Origin of the sequence: Kitasatospora sp. NPDC058046 (genome assembly GCF_042885595.1) — a bacterium.
Lineage (GTDB): Bacteria > Actinomycetota > Actinomycetes > Streptomycetales > Streptomycetaceae > Kitasatospora.
Genome location: NZ_JBHVRS010000002.1, coordinates 475,742 through 489,307, shown reverse-complemented (window position 1 = coordinate 489,307; position 13,566 = coordinate 475,742). Strand labels below are relative to the sequence as shown.

The 13,566-nt window shown below is 74.0% G+C and carries 15 protein-coding genes; 6 read left to right on the top strand and 9 right to left on the bottom strand.

The genetic code is table 11. The features are described from left to right. Positions 1-200: 200 nt before the first annotated feature. Together ACFVU7_RS06410 and ACFVU7_RS06405 are read left to right on the top strand one after the other, a co-directional pair. Complete coding sequence (locus tag ACFVU7_RS06410; protein ID WP_388044504.1) at positions 201-638, top strand: ATP-binding protein; 438 nt, start codon at positions 201-203, stop codon at positions 636-638. Further along, entirely contained in the window at positions 635-913 is a 279-nt protein-coding gene (locus ACFVU7_RS06405) for a hypothetical protein (RefSeq protein ID WP_074001404.1), read from the top strand. Before ACFVU7_RS06410 ends, ACFVU7_RS06405 begins: the two co-directional genes overlap by 4 nt. A 70-nt stretch (positions 914-983) precedes the next feature. Here ACFVU7_RS06405 and ACFVU7_RS06400 read toward each other — a convergent pair whose 3' ends face one another. Beyond that, positions 984-1,457, bottom strand: coding sequence for an SRPBCC family protein (locus ACFVU7_RS06400; RefSeq protein WP_388044634.1), 474 nt, complete (start codon positions 1,455-1,457; stop codon positions 984-986). A gap of 161 nt (positions 1,458-1,618) precedes the next feature. Here ACFVU7_RS06400 and ACFVU7_RS06395 point away from each other — a divergent pair, with 161 nt between their 5' ends. The 3 genes from ACFVU7_RS06395 to ACFVU7_RS06385 all read left to right on the top strand — a co-directional run bounded on the left by ACFVU7_RS06395 (position 1,619) and on the right by ACFVU7_RS06385 (position 4,145). Beyond that, positions 1,619-2,110: a hypothetical protein gene (locus tag ACFVU7_RS06395; protein ID WP_143204491.1), complete on the top strand. Its 492-nt coding sequence runs from the start codon at positions 1,619-1,621 to the stop codon at positions 2,108-2,110. Between the two features lie 77 nt (positions 2,111-2,187). Continuing rightward, positions 2,188-3,057, top strand: coding sequence for a transcriptional regulator (locus ACFVU7_RS06390; protein ID WP_388044503.1), 870 nt, complete (start codon positions 2,188-2,190; stop codon positions 3,055-3,057). A 104-nt stretch (positions 3,058-3,161) separates the two neighbouring features. After that, positions 3,162-4,145, top strand: coding sequence for an NAD-dependent epimerase/dehydratase family protein (locus ACFVU7_RS06385; protein ID WP_375877096.1), 984 nt, complete (start codon positions 3,162-3,164; stop codon positions 4,143-4,145). Positions 4,146-4,229: 84 nt separating this feature from the next. Here ACFVU7_RS06385 and def read toward each other — a convergent pair whose 3' ends face one another. From def to ACFVU7_RS06345, 8 genes are all read right to left on the bottom strand, one after another. Then, a complete protein-coding gene (gene def / locus ACFVU7_RS06380) occupies positions 4,230-4,805 on the bottom strand; it encodes a peptide deformylase (RefSeq protein WP_369808303.1) in 576 nt (191 codons plus the stop codon). A 109-nt stretch (positions 4,806-4,914) separates the two neighbouring features. After that, positions 4,915-5,907, bottom strand: coding sequence for a tetratricopeptide repeat domain-containing protein (locus ACFVU7_RS06375; protein ID WP_049652370.1), 993 nt, complete (start codon positions 5,905-5,907; stop codon positions 4,915-4,917). Positions 5,908-6,407: 500 nt separating this feature from the next. Next, positions 6,408-7,757: an HD-GYP domain-containing protein gene (locus ACFVU7_RS06370; RefSeq protein ID WP_388044502.1), complete on the bottom strand. Its 1,350-nt coding sequence runs from the start codon at positions 7,755-7,757 to the stop codon at positions 6,408-6,410. Between the two features lie 98 nt (positions 7,758-7,855). After that, positions 7,856-9,304: an HD-GYP domain-containing protein gene (locus ACFVU7_RS06365; RefSeq protein WP_388044501.1), complete on the bottom strand. Its 1,449-nt coding sequence runs from the start codon at positions 9,302-9,304 to the stop codon at positions 7,856-7,858. Between the two features lie 410 nt (positions 9,305-9,714). Continuing rightward, entirely contained in the window at positions 9,715-10,125 is a 411-nt protein-coding gene (gene rsrA, locus ACFVU7_RS06360) for a mycothiol system anti-sigma-R factor (RefSeq protein ID WP_079271878.1), read from the bottom strand. Next, entirely contained in the window at positions 10,122-11,027 is a 906-nt protein-coding gene (locus tag ACFVU7_RS06355) for a sigma-70 family RNA polymerase sigma factor (RefSeq protein ID WP_074001401.1), read from the bottom strand. Before ACFVU7_RS06355 ends, rsrA begins: the two co-directional genes overlap by 4 nt. A 169-nt stretch (positions 11,028-11,196) precedes the next feature. Further along, the gene (locus tag ACFVU7_RS06350; RefSeq protein WP_074001400.1) at positions 11,197-11,850 is read right to left on the bottom strand and encodes an alpha/beta family hydrolase; all 654 of its coding nucleotides are present in this window, start codon (positions 11,848-11,850) and stop codon (positions 11,197-11,199) included. A gap of 44 nt (positions 11,851-11,894) precedes the next feature. After that, positions 11,895-12,647, bottom strand: a complete 753-nt coding sequence (locus tag ACFVU7_RS06345) for an SOS response-associated peptidase (protein ID WP_388044500.1) — start codon at positions 12,645-12,647, stop codon at positions 11,895-11,897. 150 nt (positions 12,648-12,797) lie between these two features. Between ACFVU7_RS06345 and ACFVU7_RS06340 the strand changes: the two genes are divergently transcribed. Then, entirely contained in the window at positions 12,798-13,523 is a 726-nt protein-coding gene (locus tag ACFVU7_RS06340) for a M50 family metallopeptidase (RefSeq protein ID WP_388044499.1), read from the top strand. Positions 13,524-13,566 lie beyond the last annotated feature (43 nt).

Sequence of the window (13,566 nt, the reverse complement as noted above, 5' to 3'; positions counted from 1 at the left end):
GTCAGTCTGCCCCCGTCAGGCACCGACAACAATCTTTGATCACTTCCAAAGTGGGGACTTGCACTTTGGAAGTCCCCAGGAGCATGCTACTCACCGTGGCTCGCATGTCGACACATTGTGATCATGGCGGGCTAGTCACCCGGGCATCCCCATGCCTTCTTCAGTCGCTCTCACCTGCACACTCCAGAGGTGGCCCCGCCATGCCTGAAGACCTCTCCCCCTCCCCCATCCCCGCCGAGCGAACCTGCTGGTTGCCCCGGCACCGCAAGGCCCCCCGCGCCGCCCGCTGGGAGCTTCACGACTTCCTCCTCCCCCACCCCTCCGGCGAACTCCTCGTCTTTACCGGGGAGTTGCTGGTCAGCGAGCTGGTCACCAACGCCGTCCGGCACTGCCGCGCCCCGCGTGACCGGCTGATCTTCGTCCGCTTCCGACTCCTCCCGGACGACACCCTCCGCATCGAGGTGCACGACGCCGACAGCGAGAAGCCCTCCCTCCGCCCCGCCTCCACCTCCGCCGAGACCGGCCGGGGCCTGTTCCTCGTCCAGCAGCTGGCCACCCAGTGGGGCTGCTGCCCGCGCAAGGGTGGCGTCGGGAAGTTCGTCTGGTGCCACGTCTCCCCCGAGGCGGACGCCGCGTGAGCGCCGTCCGGGCCGGGATCGCCGGCGTCATGCTCCCCACCGACTTCCCCAGCCTCGACCACGCCCTTCCCGTCCTCTGGGAGCGCGTCCGCAAGCTCCCCGTCCGGGAGGCCCACCGGGACTTCATCCGGATCTGCATCGGGCCGGGCGGCGGCCAGGGCATCGCCACCTGCCTCTCCCGCAACGACAGCTGGAGCGTCACCCTCTACGTCGGCGAGATGACCGACTGGACCTCCCACCTGATCACCATCACCACCACCGCCCCGCAGCCCTGAACTCCCCCGTCCCCGCCCGGCGTTCACGCCGGGCGGGGAGGCACTCCCACCACGACCACGCGCGCCGCCGTCACCCGGCGTCGCCGTTCCCGGCCCGCCGGCGGCCGGCGGTGAGGTCGGCGTCGGCGGCGGCGAGGATGCGGCCGAAGGTGTGGGCGATGACCGGCTTGGCCAGGGCCCGGGTGAGGGCCGCGCCGAAGGGCAGGCGGACCTGGAAGGTGGTCGTCCACGCGACCTCGGTCCCGCCGGGGACCTCGGTGAAGGTCATCCGGCCGAGTTCGTGCCGGGACGGCGGCAGGCTGCGCTCGACCGTGTAGTCGAAGCCGTACGGCCGGTTGTACACGGTGACCCGCTCGCGGAACCAGCCGATCGCCCAGGTGTGCACCCGCACCGCCCCCACGCCGTACGGCGCACCGGCGCCCGGCCGGGCCAGCCGGGCCCGGAGGATGAGCGGGGAGCGGGTGTAGTTGGTGGTGGTGGCGCACCAGTCGAACACGTCCTCGATCGGTGCGGCGATGACGCGTCGGACGGTCAGGGTCTCCATGGTCATGTCCCCTCTCTCGGTCGGCGGCGGCGCGGACTGCGGCCACCGCGCCCGACAGATGGACCGGGGAGCCGTCGGAAACGTGACACCGGGGCCGCCGCCCCGTCCCGGAGCGCCTCCGACCACGCCCTGAAACTATCGAATCTGCTACGGTCGTCCATGTGACGAAAGATACCGGCGCCCAGTCCGCCGTGACCGAGCTCCGGATGCCCCTCGACACCAAGGTGGTCATCTGGGCCTTCTGCGGCGCGGTCGGCGCCGGCCTCGGCTTCGCCGTCCCGTGGCTCCTCCAGTTCGCCGCCCGGCACCCGATCCCCTACGCGGACACCGTGCGCTTCCTGGGCTCGTTCACCTCCCCGGCCATGGTGATCGGCCGACCGGTGGCGCTCGCCGCCGTCGGGCTCGTGGTCGGGATGTTCGTCACCTACCACGCCGCCACGCTGCGCATCTCGGACGAGAGCATCACCGTCGTCGAGGGCGACGACAGCCGGGTGATCACCCGGGACCAGGTCGGCGGCGTCTTCCGCCACGGCGGCAAGGTGCGGATCGAGTCGCCGGTCGGCCGGGTCCTCTTCGACGACGACGTCGAGGGCGGGAAGGCGGCCATCGCCTCGGCCTTCCGCCGCCACGGCTACCCCTGGGAAGGCGCCTGAGGCCCCGCGTGCCGGATGTGGCACATTGACCGGACGGCCCCAGCCCCGGGCCCCGTGATCGAGAACCGAGGTCTCCCGTGTCCGCAGACAACGCCGCGCCGTACCGACCCGCGCCGCGCACGGTCGTCGAGGCCTGCTTCGACCCGCAGGGCACCGCCCCGCTCGACTACGTCTACGACGTCGCCGCGGCGGCCGGCCTGGCGGACCAGCCGGTACGGCTGGCCGTACGGCGACTGGAGGCGGCGGGCGTCCTGCGGCAGGAGGGGCGGGGCCGCAAGGGCCGGCTCGTCCTGACCGACGCGGGCCGGATCCGCTCGGACCTGGACGTCCGGTTCGTCGCGCTCGCCTACGCCCAGGACGCCGGGCGCGCCCCCTGGGACGGGCTCTGGCGCCTCTACACCTTCTCCGTCCCCGAGCGGCACCGGGCGGAACGCGACGCCCTGCGCACCGCGCTGACCCGGCTCGGCGCCGCCCCGCTCGCACCCGGCGCCTACGTCAGCCCGCACGACCTGCTCGACGAACTCGCCGCCGAGGCCTCGGCGGCGACCGTCGACGCCTACCTGGTCACGGCGGAGGCCACCCGCCTGACCGGCCGGGGCTTCACCGACCCCGCCGCCACCGCCGAGCAGCTCTGGCCCGCGGCCGGGACGGTCGAGGCCTACCGGCCCCTCGCCGAGGCGCTGGCCGAGGAACCCCTCGGCCCCGACCGCGACTCCGTCGAACTCGTCGCCACCGCGCTGCGCCTGGCCGAGGCCTTCACCCACGCCCTGGAGCTCGACCCGCTCCTCCCCCCGGAGCTGCGGCCCGCCCCGTGGCCGCCGGCCGGGGTCCGGCGCGACTTCGACGAGGCCTGGACCGCGATCCGCGGCCGCACCCCCGACCTCTCGCTCTTCCGCGCCTTCGACACGGAGCCGGAGCACCATGAACCGGAACACCACGAGCCGTAACAGCGCGAACCGGGCCAACACCTGTCCACCTGATTTTCACCCGGACGGACGCGATTCCGAATTCCCGGATCGCGAATATGTTCGAGGCTTGATATATCGATAATATGCTCGAAGAATACGACAAGGTATTGGTGTCGGGCGGATTGGGTTTCGTCGGAAGGCACCTGACCAGCGCCCTTCTCTTTCTCGGGAAAGAGGTGGCGATCATCGACAACGCCCGCACCGCGACGAGCATCTCGGCGCCGTCCGGGACCACCCTGCACCTGCTGGACATCCGCGAGGTCGACGCCGTCGCCGAGGCCGTGGACGACGCCGACCTGGTCTTCCACGTCGCCGCGAACGCGAACGGCACGCTGTCGGTGACGCAGCCGCGCCTCGACTTCGAGATCAACGCACTCGGCACCCTGATCTTCGCCGAGGCCCTCCTCAAGGCGTCCGTCCGCCGGGTCGTCTACGTCTCGTCCGCGTCCGTCTACGGAACTCCGCGGAAATTCCCCATGGACGAGGACCACCCGACCCGCCCCTTCGTCCCGTACGGCGCGTCGAAGCTCAGCGGCGAGATCACCTGCCTGGCGCTCCACCGCGCCTGCGGTCTGCCGGTGGTGGTCGGCCGCCCGTTCTGCGTCTACGGGCCGGGTGAGAACCCGCACGAGGCGATGGTCGAGGTCGGCCGGTTCCTGCGCTGGCACCTCAACCACCAGCCCATCCAGATCGTGGGCGACATCGACCGGAAGACCCGCGACTTCGTCCACGTCACCGACCTGGTCCAGGGGCTGCTGACGATCGCCGACCGGGCCGAGCTGGGCGAGGTGTTCAACATCGGCTCCGGCACGGAGGCGTCGATGCGCGACCTCGTCAACACGATCGGCGAGGCCACCGGCGTCACGCCCGAGGTCAGCGTGATCCCGGAGATCGAGGACGACACCTACCGGCTGGTCGGCGACATCTCCAAGCTCCAGGGCCTCGGCTACCGGCCGGCGGTCTCGCTCGCCGAGGGGGTGCGCGACCTGGCCGACCACCTCGGCGCGAACCCGGAGCTCCCCGGCAGCCCGACTATCTTCTCCCGCGGCCAGCACGGCGAGTCCTGAGCCGCTCCCCCGCACGAAACCGCCCCACGGAACGCCGAGGGCCGGGACACCAGCGGTGTCCCGGCCCTCGCGTGCGACGGACCGTCAGTCGTTCGCCACGGTCGCGTACTTCGGGGTGCCCTCGGCCATCTGCTTCAGGGCGTCCTTGCGGTCCCGCTTCGACAGCTTGTCGATGTAGAGGGTGCCGTAGAGGTGGTCGGTCTCGTGCTGGAGGCAGCGCGAGAAGAAGCCGGTGCCCTCGACGCGGATCGGCTGACCGTCCTTGTCGACGCCGGTGACCGCGGCGTAGTCCGGGCGGGCCAGCTCGGCGTAGGCGGTCGGGACGGAGAGGCAGCCCTCGTTGCCGTCGTCCAGGACGCGGCGGCGGTCGGCCGGGTACTCCTCCAGCACGGGGTTGATCACGTGGCCGATGTGGCGCACGCCCTCGTCGTCCGGGCAGTCGTAGACGAAGACCTTGAGGTCGACGCCGATCTGGTTGGCGGCGAGGCCGACACCCTCGGCGGCGTACATCGACTGGAACATGTCGTCGATCAGCGCGGACAGCTCGCCGTCGAAGACGGTGACGTCCTTGACCTCGCGGTGCAGCACCGGGTTGCCGACGACGGTGATCGGGCGGGCGGTGCCCTTGCTGAGGTCGGGCTCCTCACCGATCACCTTCACGGGCGCCTCGGCCGCCGTCCCCTCCACGTCGTGCTCGTGCTCGTGCTGCTCGGCCTGCTCCGCCATGTCTTCCGCTTCCGTCGGTGTACGCGTTACCTCACCAGGGTACTCAGCACACTTCTTCGAGGTCCCGGTACGCCCGGCTTCCCGGGGCGGACGCGACCCAGCGGTCCAGCAGGGTGCGCACCAGGTGGGCCGGGGCGGCGATCCCGCACTCGCGCTCGACCAGCCAGGACATCCCGGCCGCACCGCCCTGGCTGAGGTGGCTGAGGTGGCCGGGGTGGGCGGCGTCACCGTCGTCGTGCGGGTCGTGGTGGGCGGCGACCCCGTCGTCGGAGGCCATCCGGCTCTCCGAGCAGGCGCGGCACAGCAGCCGCACCGAGGAGGTCCAGTCCTCGGCCGCGTAGCCGGCGTCGGCGACCAGCCGCTCCAGCGCGTCCCGGTCCCCGGCGGTGGCGGCCTGCAGCAGCACCACGTACGTCGGCACCGGGGAGGGCGCCCACAGCTCGATCTCGTCGAACACCGGGTAGGCGACGCCGTCGGTGACCCGCTCGCCGTGCGGGGCGCCGTCGTGCAGCACCACCTCGCCCCAGCGACGGCCGGAGGAGGGCAGCGGGATGGACAGCACCTCGATCCGGGCCGGGTCCAGCCGACGGCCCCAGACCACCTCGGACTCGCCGTCCGGGGACAGCCGCACCGGGGTGGTGCCGAGGTCCAGGCTGACCGGGCCGTCCGGCTGCGCGCCGGGGCCGCCGGACAGCTTCAGCCCGTACGCCTGCCAGGCGCGGCGGGCCAGCGGCCAGTCCTGGAGGGCGGTGGCGGTGATGCCGAGGTTCCACCAGTCCGGGGCGCCGTGCTCGCGGTCCAGCAGGGCGACGGCGCGCAGGCCGGCCGAGCGGGCCTGCTCCCAGTCCCGGCGGAACTTGTGCAGCAGGGCGAGGTTGAACCAGGAGTCGGAGAGCCACGGCTCCAGGTCGGCGGCCATCACCAGCAGGGCGCCGGCGTCCTCGTAGCGGCCGTCGCCGATCAGCGTGAAGGCCCGGTCGGTCGTCTGCCGCCAGGTGGCGGACGGCCGGTGCCGTGCCCGGTGGAAGATCCTCACGTTCGTCCCTGCCGTCGTCGTCCGCTCAAGTCCCGTGCCACCGTGCCCGTACCGCCTCGGAGGGCGCCCGGGCCCGGTGCCCCGGGTCGGTGTTCCACGCTACGACCGCATCCAACCACGCCCGCCCCCGCCCGCGCTCCCCACCGCCGAGGTTGGGGCCCGCCCCTCCCCAGCCTGCCTGTCCGATGCCGCCCGCTCAACCCCTGACGGCCGGAACCCGGTTCCCGGGCCCCGCGGCGGCGGCCGACGGCCCGGGCCGTACGGGCCCGCGGACCCTGCTCCGCCCGGCCGTACGGGCCCCGCGGACCCGAGTTCGAGGACGGGCGCTAGGGCCTGTCTTCAAACTCCCGTCGTCCGCCCGGAGGGCGGGCGGGGCGGCGTTGGGGTGCGTGCATCGCAAGGCGGAGGAGGGAGCCACTGCGGAGCATTGGCGACCGACGACAACGCGGCGAGGTGCGTGCCCCGGCGTCGCCCCGCGGACCCGAGTTCGAGGACGGGCGCTAGCCGCCCACCCTGGCCAGGGCGTCCACCACGCGGGCGTCGTAGACCCGGCCCCGGCCCAGCCGCAGGGCCTCCAGCGCCTCCAGCCGCCCGACGGCCTCGCCGACGCCCCGGCCGCGGGCCGCCGTGAGCAGGTCGTCGTGGGCGTTGGCGACCCGGATGATCCGGGAGGCGAGCGGCACCGGGCCGTCGCCCGAGGCGGGCCCGGTGCACGGGTCGGCCAGCCGGGCGACCTGCTCGGCGACCTGCCGGGGCACCCCGGTGCGGCTGATCACCTCGCTGCCGAGGCGGGCGATCCGCTGCTGCTCGGCCTCGGGCAGCAGCGCGGTGGCGCCGTCCGGCACCGGTTCGACCAGGGACAGCTGGCCGACGTCGTGCATCAGCGCGGCGTACTCCAGCAGGGCGAGCTCGCGGGTGCCCAGACCCAGCTCGCGGCCCAGCGCGCACGCCGTGTCCGCGACCCGGCGCGCGTGCCCGTGCGGGGTGTACCCGGCCACCTCGGTGGCCCGGGCGAGGCTGGCGATGGTCTGCCCGGTGGTGGCCCGCACGGCGGCGGCGCGCCGGAAGGACACCTGGGCGAGCAGCAGCGGGGTGCAGAACAGCGGCAGCGCCCACAGCCCGACCTCGCCGGCCGCGAGGCTGACCAGCATCCCGGTGGCGACGATCGCCGAGCCGATGCCGAACAGCGAGCGCAGCTCGTCCTCCAGCGCCGCCGGGAACCGCAGCCCGCCACCGGAGCGGCGCAGCAGCGCCGCCAGGGTCGCGTCGCAGAGCGCGGCCAGCGCGGCGACGGCGGTCAGGAACACCCCGTACGCCGGGCCCTCGGGCGAGAAGCGGTCGACCATGCCGCCGTTGTAGAGCGGCTGGAAGACGGCGCCCGCGAAGCCGACGGCGAGCACCCGGCGGGCGGCGCCGTCGCGGCGGGCCGGGTCGGCCCAGGGCGGACGGCGGTGCGGGCGCCCGGGGCCGTCCGGCAGGGCCCGGTCCGGCAGGACGAGGCCGGCCAGCCGGCCCAGCAGCAGGCCGGCCCCGGTCACCGCGACCACCTGGAGCGTCCCGTGCGCGGTCGGCACCCCGCGCAGCGGCCCGAGCAGGGCGTACGCCAGCGCACCGGCCGCGCCGATCGGCGCCTGCTCCCGATCCCCCGGAAGGGTGATGCGGACGCATTCGCCGAGCGCGATCAGCACGGTGAACGCCAGCGCGACCCGGGGCTCCGCGACCCCGCGCACCGCGACGGCGCCCAGCGCGAGCGCCAGCAGCGCGGCGGCCGCCGCGTGCACCGCGCGCGCGGTGCGCCCGCAGGGCGCGCGGCCGAGGACCACGCGCCGCAGCGCCCGGGGCCCGGACACCCCGGCCCCGAACAGCTCCCGCCCGGCGGCGGCACCGGCACCACCGGAGGCCGCGCCACCGGAAGCCGCCCGCCCGGCAGCCGCCCGCCCGGGGGCCCTCACGGCTGCCCGGCCGCGGGGACGGTCCCGCCGCCCTGGGGCGGCACCCGGCCCGGGACGGCCTGGCCCGGGGCGGCCCGGACCGGCTCGGGCACCCCGAGCGGGATGTCCGGCACCGCCTCGATGGAGTCCTCGGAGTGCACCACCGGCTGCCAGTCGTACCCGGCCAGCGCGTCGATCAGCGCCCGCACCATCACCGGGTCGAACTGGCTGCCCGAGCAGCGCTCCAGCTCCGCGACCGCCTCGCCGACCGGGCGGCCGCGCCGGTAGGAGCGGGTGGAGGTCATCGAGTCGAAGGCGTCGGCGACCGAGATGATCCGGGCGAACTCGGGGATCTGCTCGCCGGCCAGCCCGCTCGGGTAGCCCCGGCCGTCCAGCCGCTCGTGGTGGTGCAGGATCCCGGCGTGCGCCTCGCCGAGGAAGTCGATCCCGCGCACCAGCTCGTACCCGTACACCGGGTGGATCTCCACCGCCCGGCGCTCGGCCTCGGTCAGGGGACCGTTTCTGCGCAGCAGCTCGGTGGCCACGCCGAGCTTGCCGACGTCGTGCAGGATGCCCGCGAAGCGCAGGGTGCGCAGCCGCTCGGCCTCCATGCCGAGCTGAGTGGCGATCAGCACCGAGGCCCGGCCGACCCGTTCGCTGTGGCCCCGGGTGTAGGAGTCCTTGATCTCCACGGCCTGCACCAGCGACTGCACGGTGGCCTGGTGGGCGTCCCGCTCGCGCTGGCCCTGGGCGAACACCCAGGCCGAGATGGACAGCGGCAGCAGCGCGAGCAGCGCCGCGAACGCGCCGTACGGGCCCTGCCAGAGCACCGCGACCATCAGCCCGCCGGCCGCGTGCACCAGCACCGGCAGCCCGCAGGACGCGTGCGCCCCGCTCAGCAGCACCCCGGGCCGGCGGCCCTCGCTGAGCATCAGCATGACGCCCACCACCACCCCGTTGACCAGGCAGAACACTGCGACAGCGGCGAATCCGGGCAGCAGTGCGGCCGGGAAGCGGGAGCCGAGCAGCAGCTGCGGGCCGTGCAGCAGGTGGAAGGCGACGGAGGAGGCGAAGGCGCACAGCGCGAGCTGGGAGCCGTTGAACAGCTGGCGCGGGCGGCAGCCGCGCCCGCTCGGCCCGCCGAGCAGCGCGGCCGGGGCGGCGACCAGGGCGGCGGCGGCCGGCGGGAGCATCAGCACCCCGGCGAACAGCACCGGGAAGAAGGTGTTCACCCCGGGCCGGGCGGGCGTCCGCTCGGGCAGCGCCGGCCGGCGCAGCAGCCGGCGCACCAGCACCAGGCAGGGCGTGGGCAGGCCCTGGGCCAGGGACTCCCAGCAGCCGTGCAGGAAGGCCAGCAGCGCGACCTTGGGCCAGTCCACCGGCGCGCCGAGCCAGTGCGGCACCCCGGCGGCCGCGGCCGGCAGCAGCGGCACCAGGCAGCACAGCGCCGCCACCGGCACCACCACCAGGTAGCGCGCCGCCCCTCGCGGCAGGGTCGAGCCTCCACAGTCGGTAGCGATCTCGACCTCCCCGCCGTACGGACCCCGTGTTGCCTCAGCGCGTCGGGCGGACCGACGGTGAGTGTCCGTCAGGAGAATAGGCCGCCCTCCGGACATGGGGACGCATGATGGCGCAATGGCGCAGTTGGCGCACCGCCAGCTCACTCGAACGAGTGACGGCGCATGCGAGCAGAACGGGAGCGGCCCCGGGAGTGTGTACTCCCGGGGCCGCTGTTGCCCTTGCCCTGAACCCGCCCGACACCCGCCCGGACGTGCCCGAACCGTCCGGCCCGCCCTCGCCGGCGGGCCGCGGGGCTACCGCCCCCGGCGGTCGACCAAGGAGTCGGCCGCCGTACGGGCGTTCGCCCGACGGGTCGTCACTCCGCGGGGGCGCCGGCCTCGACCGGAGCGCCCGAGCGCCCGGCCGTCTCCGCCTCGCCCGCCCCGCCCGGCCTGGGCGCCGGCCGGGCCGACTCGACGTGCAGCTCGACGGTGGTCTCCACGGCGACCACCACCTGCTCGCCCGAGCGCTGCCCGGCCCGGATCGAGTCGATCCTGGCCAGCACCTTGCTGCGCAGGTCGGTCGGGGTGTCGTCGCACCCGCAGGAACGCTTGATCAACGCCTTGATCGCCTGCTCCAGCCCGTACTGCTTCAGGCAGGGTGAGCACTCCTCGAAGTGCACCCGCAACTTGGCGCAGTCACCCTCGGCCATCTCGTTGTCGAGGAATTCATAGAGGTGGTCGAGGACCTCGCCACACTCGGTTTCGTGCGGATCGCCGCAGCTCATGAGCCCGAGCCCTTCGCTTCCTGCCCTGCCCCGCTGCCGGCCGGGACGAGCCCGCGCTCACGGGCGTAATCCTCCAGCATGCCGCGCAGCTGACGGCGGCCGCGGTGCAGCCGGGACATCACCGTACCGATGGGAGTACCCATGATGTCCGCGATCTCCTTGTACGCAAAGCCTTCTACGTCCGCGAGATAGACGGCGATCCGGAATTCCTCCGGGATGGCCTGGAGCGCGTCCTTCACATCGCTGTCGGGGAGGTGGTCGAGCGCCTGGGTCTCGGCCGAGCGCAGACCGGTCGACATGTGCGACTCGGCCCGGGCCAGCTGCCAGTCCTCGATCTCCTCCGCCGCGGTGCGCTGGGGCTCCCGCTGCTTCTTGCGGTACGAGTTGATGAACGTGTTGGTGAGGATGCGGTACAGCCAGGCCTTGAGGTTCGTCCCCTCACGGAACTGGTGGAAGGACGCGTACGCCTTGGCGAACGCCTCCTGGAGCAGGTCCTCCGCGTCGGCCGGGTTGCGCGTCATGCGCAGCGCCGCCGAATACATCGGATCCAGGTAGCCCAGGGCGTCGCGCTCGAAGCGCTCCCGCCGGGCCTCCTCGCTCTCCTCCGCCGACACCCGGTAGGTGTCCTCACCGATCGCCTCGGCCAGCTCCTCACCGGTGAGCGCCTCGCCCGCGGGCAGGGCGTCGCCCGGGCCACGGCCCGGATCGGCCTCGTGCTCGGTCCCGACGACCGGACCCACCTCCTCGGCATGACGGGCACGGCCCACGGCGGGCCGCCCAGAAATGGAGGATATCGGGCTGACGGGCTTCTCGCCCGCGTCGATCCAGTCCGACCAGGAGGGGGCGAACGCCGCGGTGGCCTCGCGCTCCTCAGGCCGTTCGGGGCACGCGATCGAACCCATCTGCCCTGCCTCTCACCGGTGACTCCTGCTGACGGAGACGACAACCACACGCGCCCCGCCCGCATTCCCGTCCCCGGGCGCCATTCACTCGCACGAGTGAGCGAATGGAAACTCCCTGCTCACGGCCCCGAAGCCGGAGCCGGAGCCGGAGCCGGACCGCCCCACGGCCTCACACCAGCCGCAGCACCCAGTCCCCCACCGCCGAGCAGATCAGGTCCAGCACCTCGTCCTGCCCCACCGGCGCCCGCTTGGGCACCTCGAAGCCGTGGCTGCCGTACGGCACCGCCACCAGCTCGTGCCCCTGCGGCAGCTCCGGGAACTCCACCGGCCCGCCGAACGGGTCCGCCGCGCTCTGCACCACCAGCGTCGGCAGCCCGGACCCCAGCAGCTCCTCCGCCCGGCTCTTCTCCGGCCGGCCCGGCGGATGCAGCGGGAACGCCAGCGCCACCACCCCGACCGCCCCGGTCGCCGCGCCCGTCCGGCAGGCCACCCGCGCCCCCGCGCTGCGCCCGCCGACCACCAGCGGCAGCCCCTGCCCGGCCAGCCGCTCGGCCACCGGCCGCCAGCCCACGTCCAGCGTCTTCGGCGCCGGGCCCAGCCTCCGGCCCGCCACCCGCCAGGGCTGCTCGACCAGCGCCACGGTGATCCCCCGGGCCGGCAGCTTCGCGGCCAGCGCCACCAGGTCCCTGGCCTCGATCCCGCCGCCCGCGCCGTGGCCGAGGGCCAGGACGGCCACCGGCTTCGCGGCCCGGTGGTAGGTGATCCGGGCCTCCCCGGCCCCGGTCGGGACCGCTTCGGTGCGGACCGGTTCGGTGGTGCTCATCTCGACGTCTCCCGGAACGTTCGCAAAAGGTCGGAACAGGCGGCTCAGAACAGGGTGGTCTCGTACTCGGGCTCGGCCCACGGCTCCTTGAGCTCCGGGCCGTTGTTGCGGATGCTGCCGACCGCCGGCGACACCGGGGTGGCCACCAGCGCGCCCGGCGGCGGGGGTATCAGCAGCCGGCGCAGCCCGTCCGGGTCGGTCAGCCGCGGGTCCAGCCACTCGTCCCAGTCCCCCCGGTCCAGGAACAGCGGCATCCGCTCGTGGATCGGCGCCAGCAGCTCCTCGGCGTCCGTGGTGACGATCGTGAACGTCACCAGCCAGGCCTCCGGGTGCCCCGGCGGCACCGCCCGGTTGCGCCAGAACTCGTACAGCCCGGCCAGCGCCAGCGGGGCACCGTCCGCCCGGGACACGAAGTACGGCTTCTTGCGGGCCTTGCCGCGCTCCCCCGGGACCGTCTGCCACTCGTAGTAGCCGTCCACCGGCAGGATGCACCGGCGGGCGGCGAAGGCCTGCCGGTACGAGGGCTTCTCGTGCACCGTGTCCGACCGGGCGTTGATCATCTTCACCGCCGTCTCGGCGGAGTTCGACCACGGCGGCACCAGCCCCCAGCGCAGCACCCGCAGCTGGCGCACCGGCCGCGGCCGCTCCCGGCCCAGCCGCTCCAGCACCACGAACGCGCTGTTGGTCGGCGCGACGTTCCAGTTCGGGTCCAGGGTCTCCTCGGGGTCCCAGTGCTCGACGCCGAACAGCTCGACGACGTCCTCGGGCTTGCTGCTCGCTGCGAACCGACCGCACATGCGGGCCAGCTTGCCATGCCGCCGCTCCTCAGGACCTGTTCATCCACGGACCAGAACCACCCCCTGCCTCCCGCCCGTCCCCGCATGGGAGGCTGCCCCGAACGGCCCACACGGTGGCCCGGTACGACGGACGGAGGCGGAGAGACCCCGATGAACGCGAACGACCAGACCCTCGGCGACCTGTGGAACCAGGTGACCGGCACCCAGGCCGCCCCGCCCGGCTGGCTGGTCCTGGCCACCGGCGCCGCCGCCCTGCTCACCGTCCTGGCCCGCCCGCTCTGGCACGTCGCCCGCAACGCCGTGACCATCGCCCACGAAGGCGGCCACGGCCTGATCGCCCTGGTCACCGGCCGCAAACTGGCCGGCATCCGGCTGCACTCGGACACCTCCGGACTCACCCTCTCCTACGGCCGCCCCACCGGACCCGGCATGGTCCTCACCGCCGCCGCCGGCTACACCGCCCCCGCCCTGCTCGGCCTCGGCTGCGCCGCCCTGCTCGCCGCCGACCGGATCACCCTGCTGCTCTGGCTGGCGATCGTGCTGCTGCTCGCCCTGCTCCTGCGCATCCGCAACGCCTTCGGCTTCCTCACCGTGCTGGTCGCCAGCGGCGCCTTCTTCCTGGTCTCCTGGTTCGGCAGCGCCGAAGTCCAGGCCGGCTTCGCCTACCTCGGCTGCTGGTTCCTGCTCCTCGGCGCCGTCCGCCCGGTCCTGGAGCTCCAGCACCAGCGCCGGATCGGCTGGGCCCGCGACTCCGACGCCGACCAGCTCGCCCGGCTCACCCACGTCCCCGCCCTCGCCTGGGTCACCGTCTTCCTGCTCGTCGCCCTCGCCTGCCTCGCCCTCGGCGCCGCCTGGCTGCTCCAGCCCCTGCAGTGAGCCCACCGGGCCTCCCGCCGCCCGGCCGCGCGCCGAGAACGTT

Excerpts from the sequence above, each read along its gene's own strand:
- ACFVU7_RS06410 (WP_388044504.1), top strand. The coding sequence starts at position 201 with ATGCCTGAAGACCTCTCCCCCTCCCCCATCCCCGCCGAGCGAACCTGC.
- ACFVU7_RS06400 (WP_388044634.1), bottom strand. The coding sequence starts at position 1,457 with ATGGAGACCCTGACCGTCCGACGCGTCATCGCCGCACCGATCGAGGAC.
- ACFVU7_RS06385 (WP_375877096.1), top strand. The coding sequence starts at position 3,162 with ATGCTCGAAGAATACGACAAGGTATTGGTGTCGGGCGGATTGGGTTTC.
- rsrA (WP_079271878.1), bottom strand. The coding sequence starts at position 10,125 with ATGAGCTGCGGCGATCCGCACGAAACCGAGTGTGGCGAGGTCCTCGAC.
- ACFVU7_RS06355 (WP_074001401.1), bottom strand. The coding sequence starts at position 11,027 with ATGGGTTCGATCGCGTGCCCCGAACGGCCTGAGGAGCGCGAGGCCACC.
- ACFVU7_RS06350 (WP_074001400.1), bottom strand. The coding sequence starts at position 11,850 with ATGAGCACCACCGAACCGGTCCGCACCGAAGCGGTCCCGACCGGGGCC.
- ACFVU7_RS06345 (WP_388044500.1), bottom strand. The coding sequence starts at position 12,647 with ATGTGCGGTCGGTTCGCAGCGAGCAGCAAGCCCGAGGACGTCGTCGAG.
- ACFVU7_RS06340 (WP_388044499.1), top strand. The coding sequence starts at position 12,798 with ATGAACGCGAACGACCAGACCCTCGGCGACCTGTGGAACCAGGTGACC.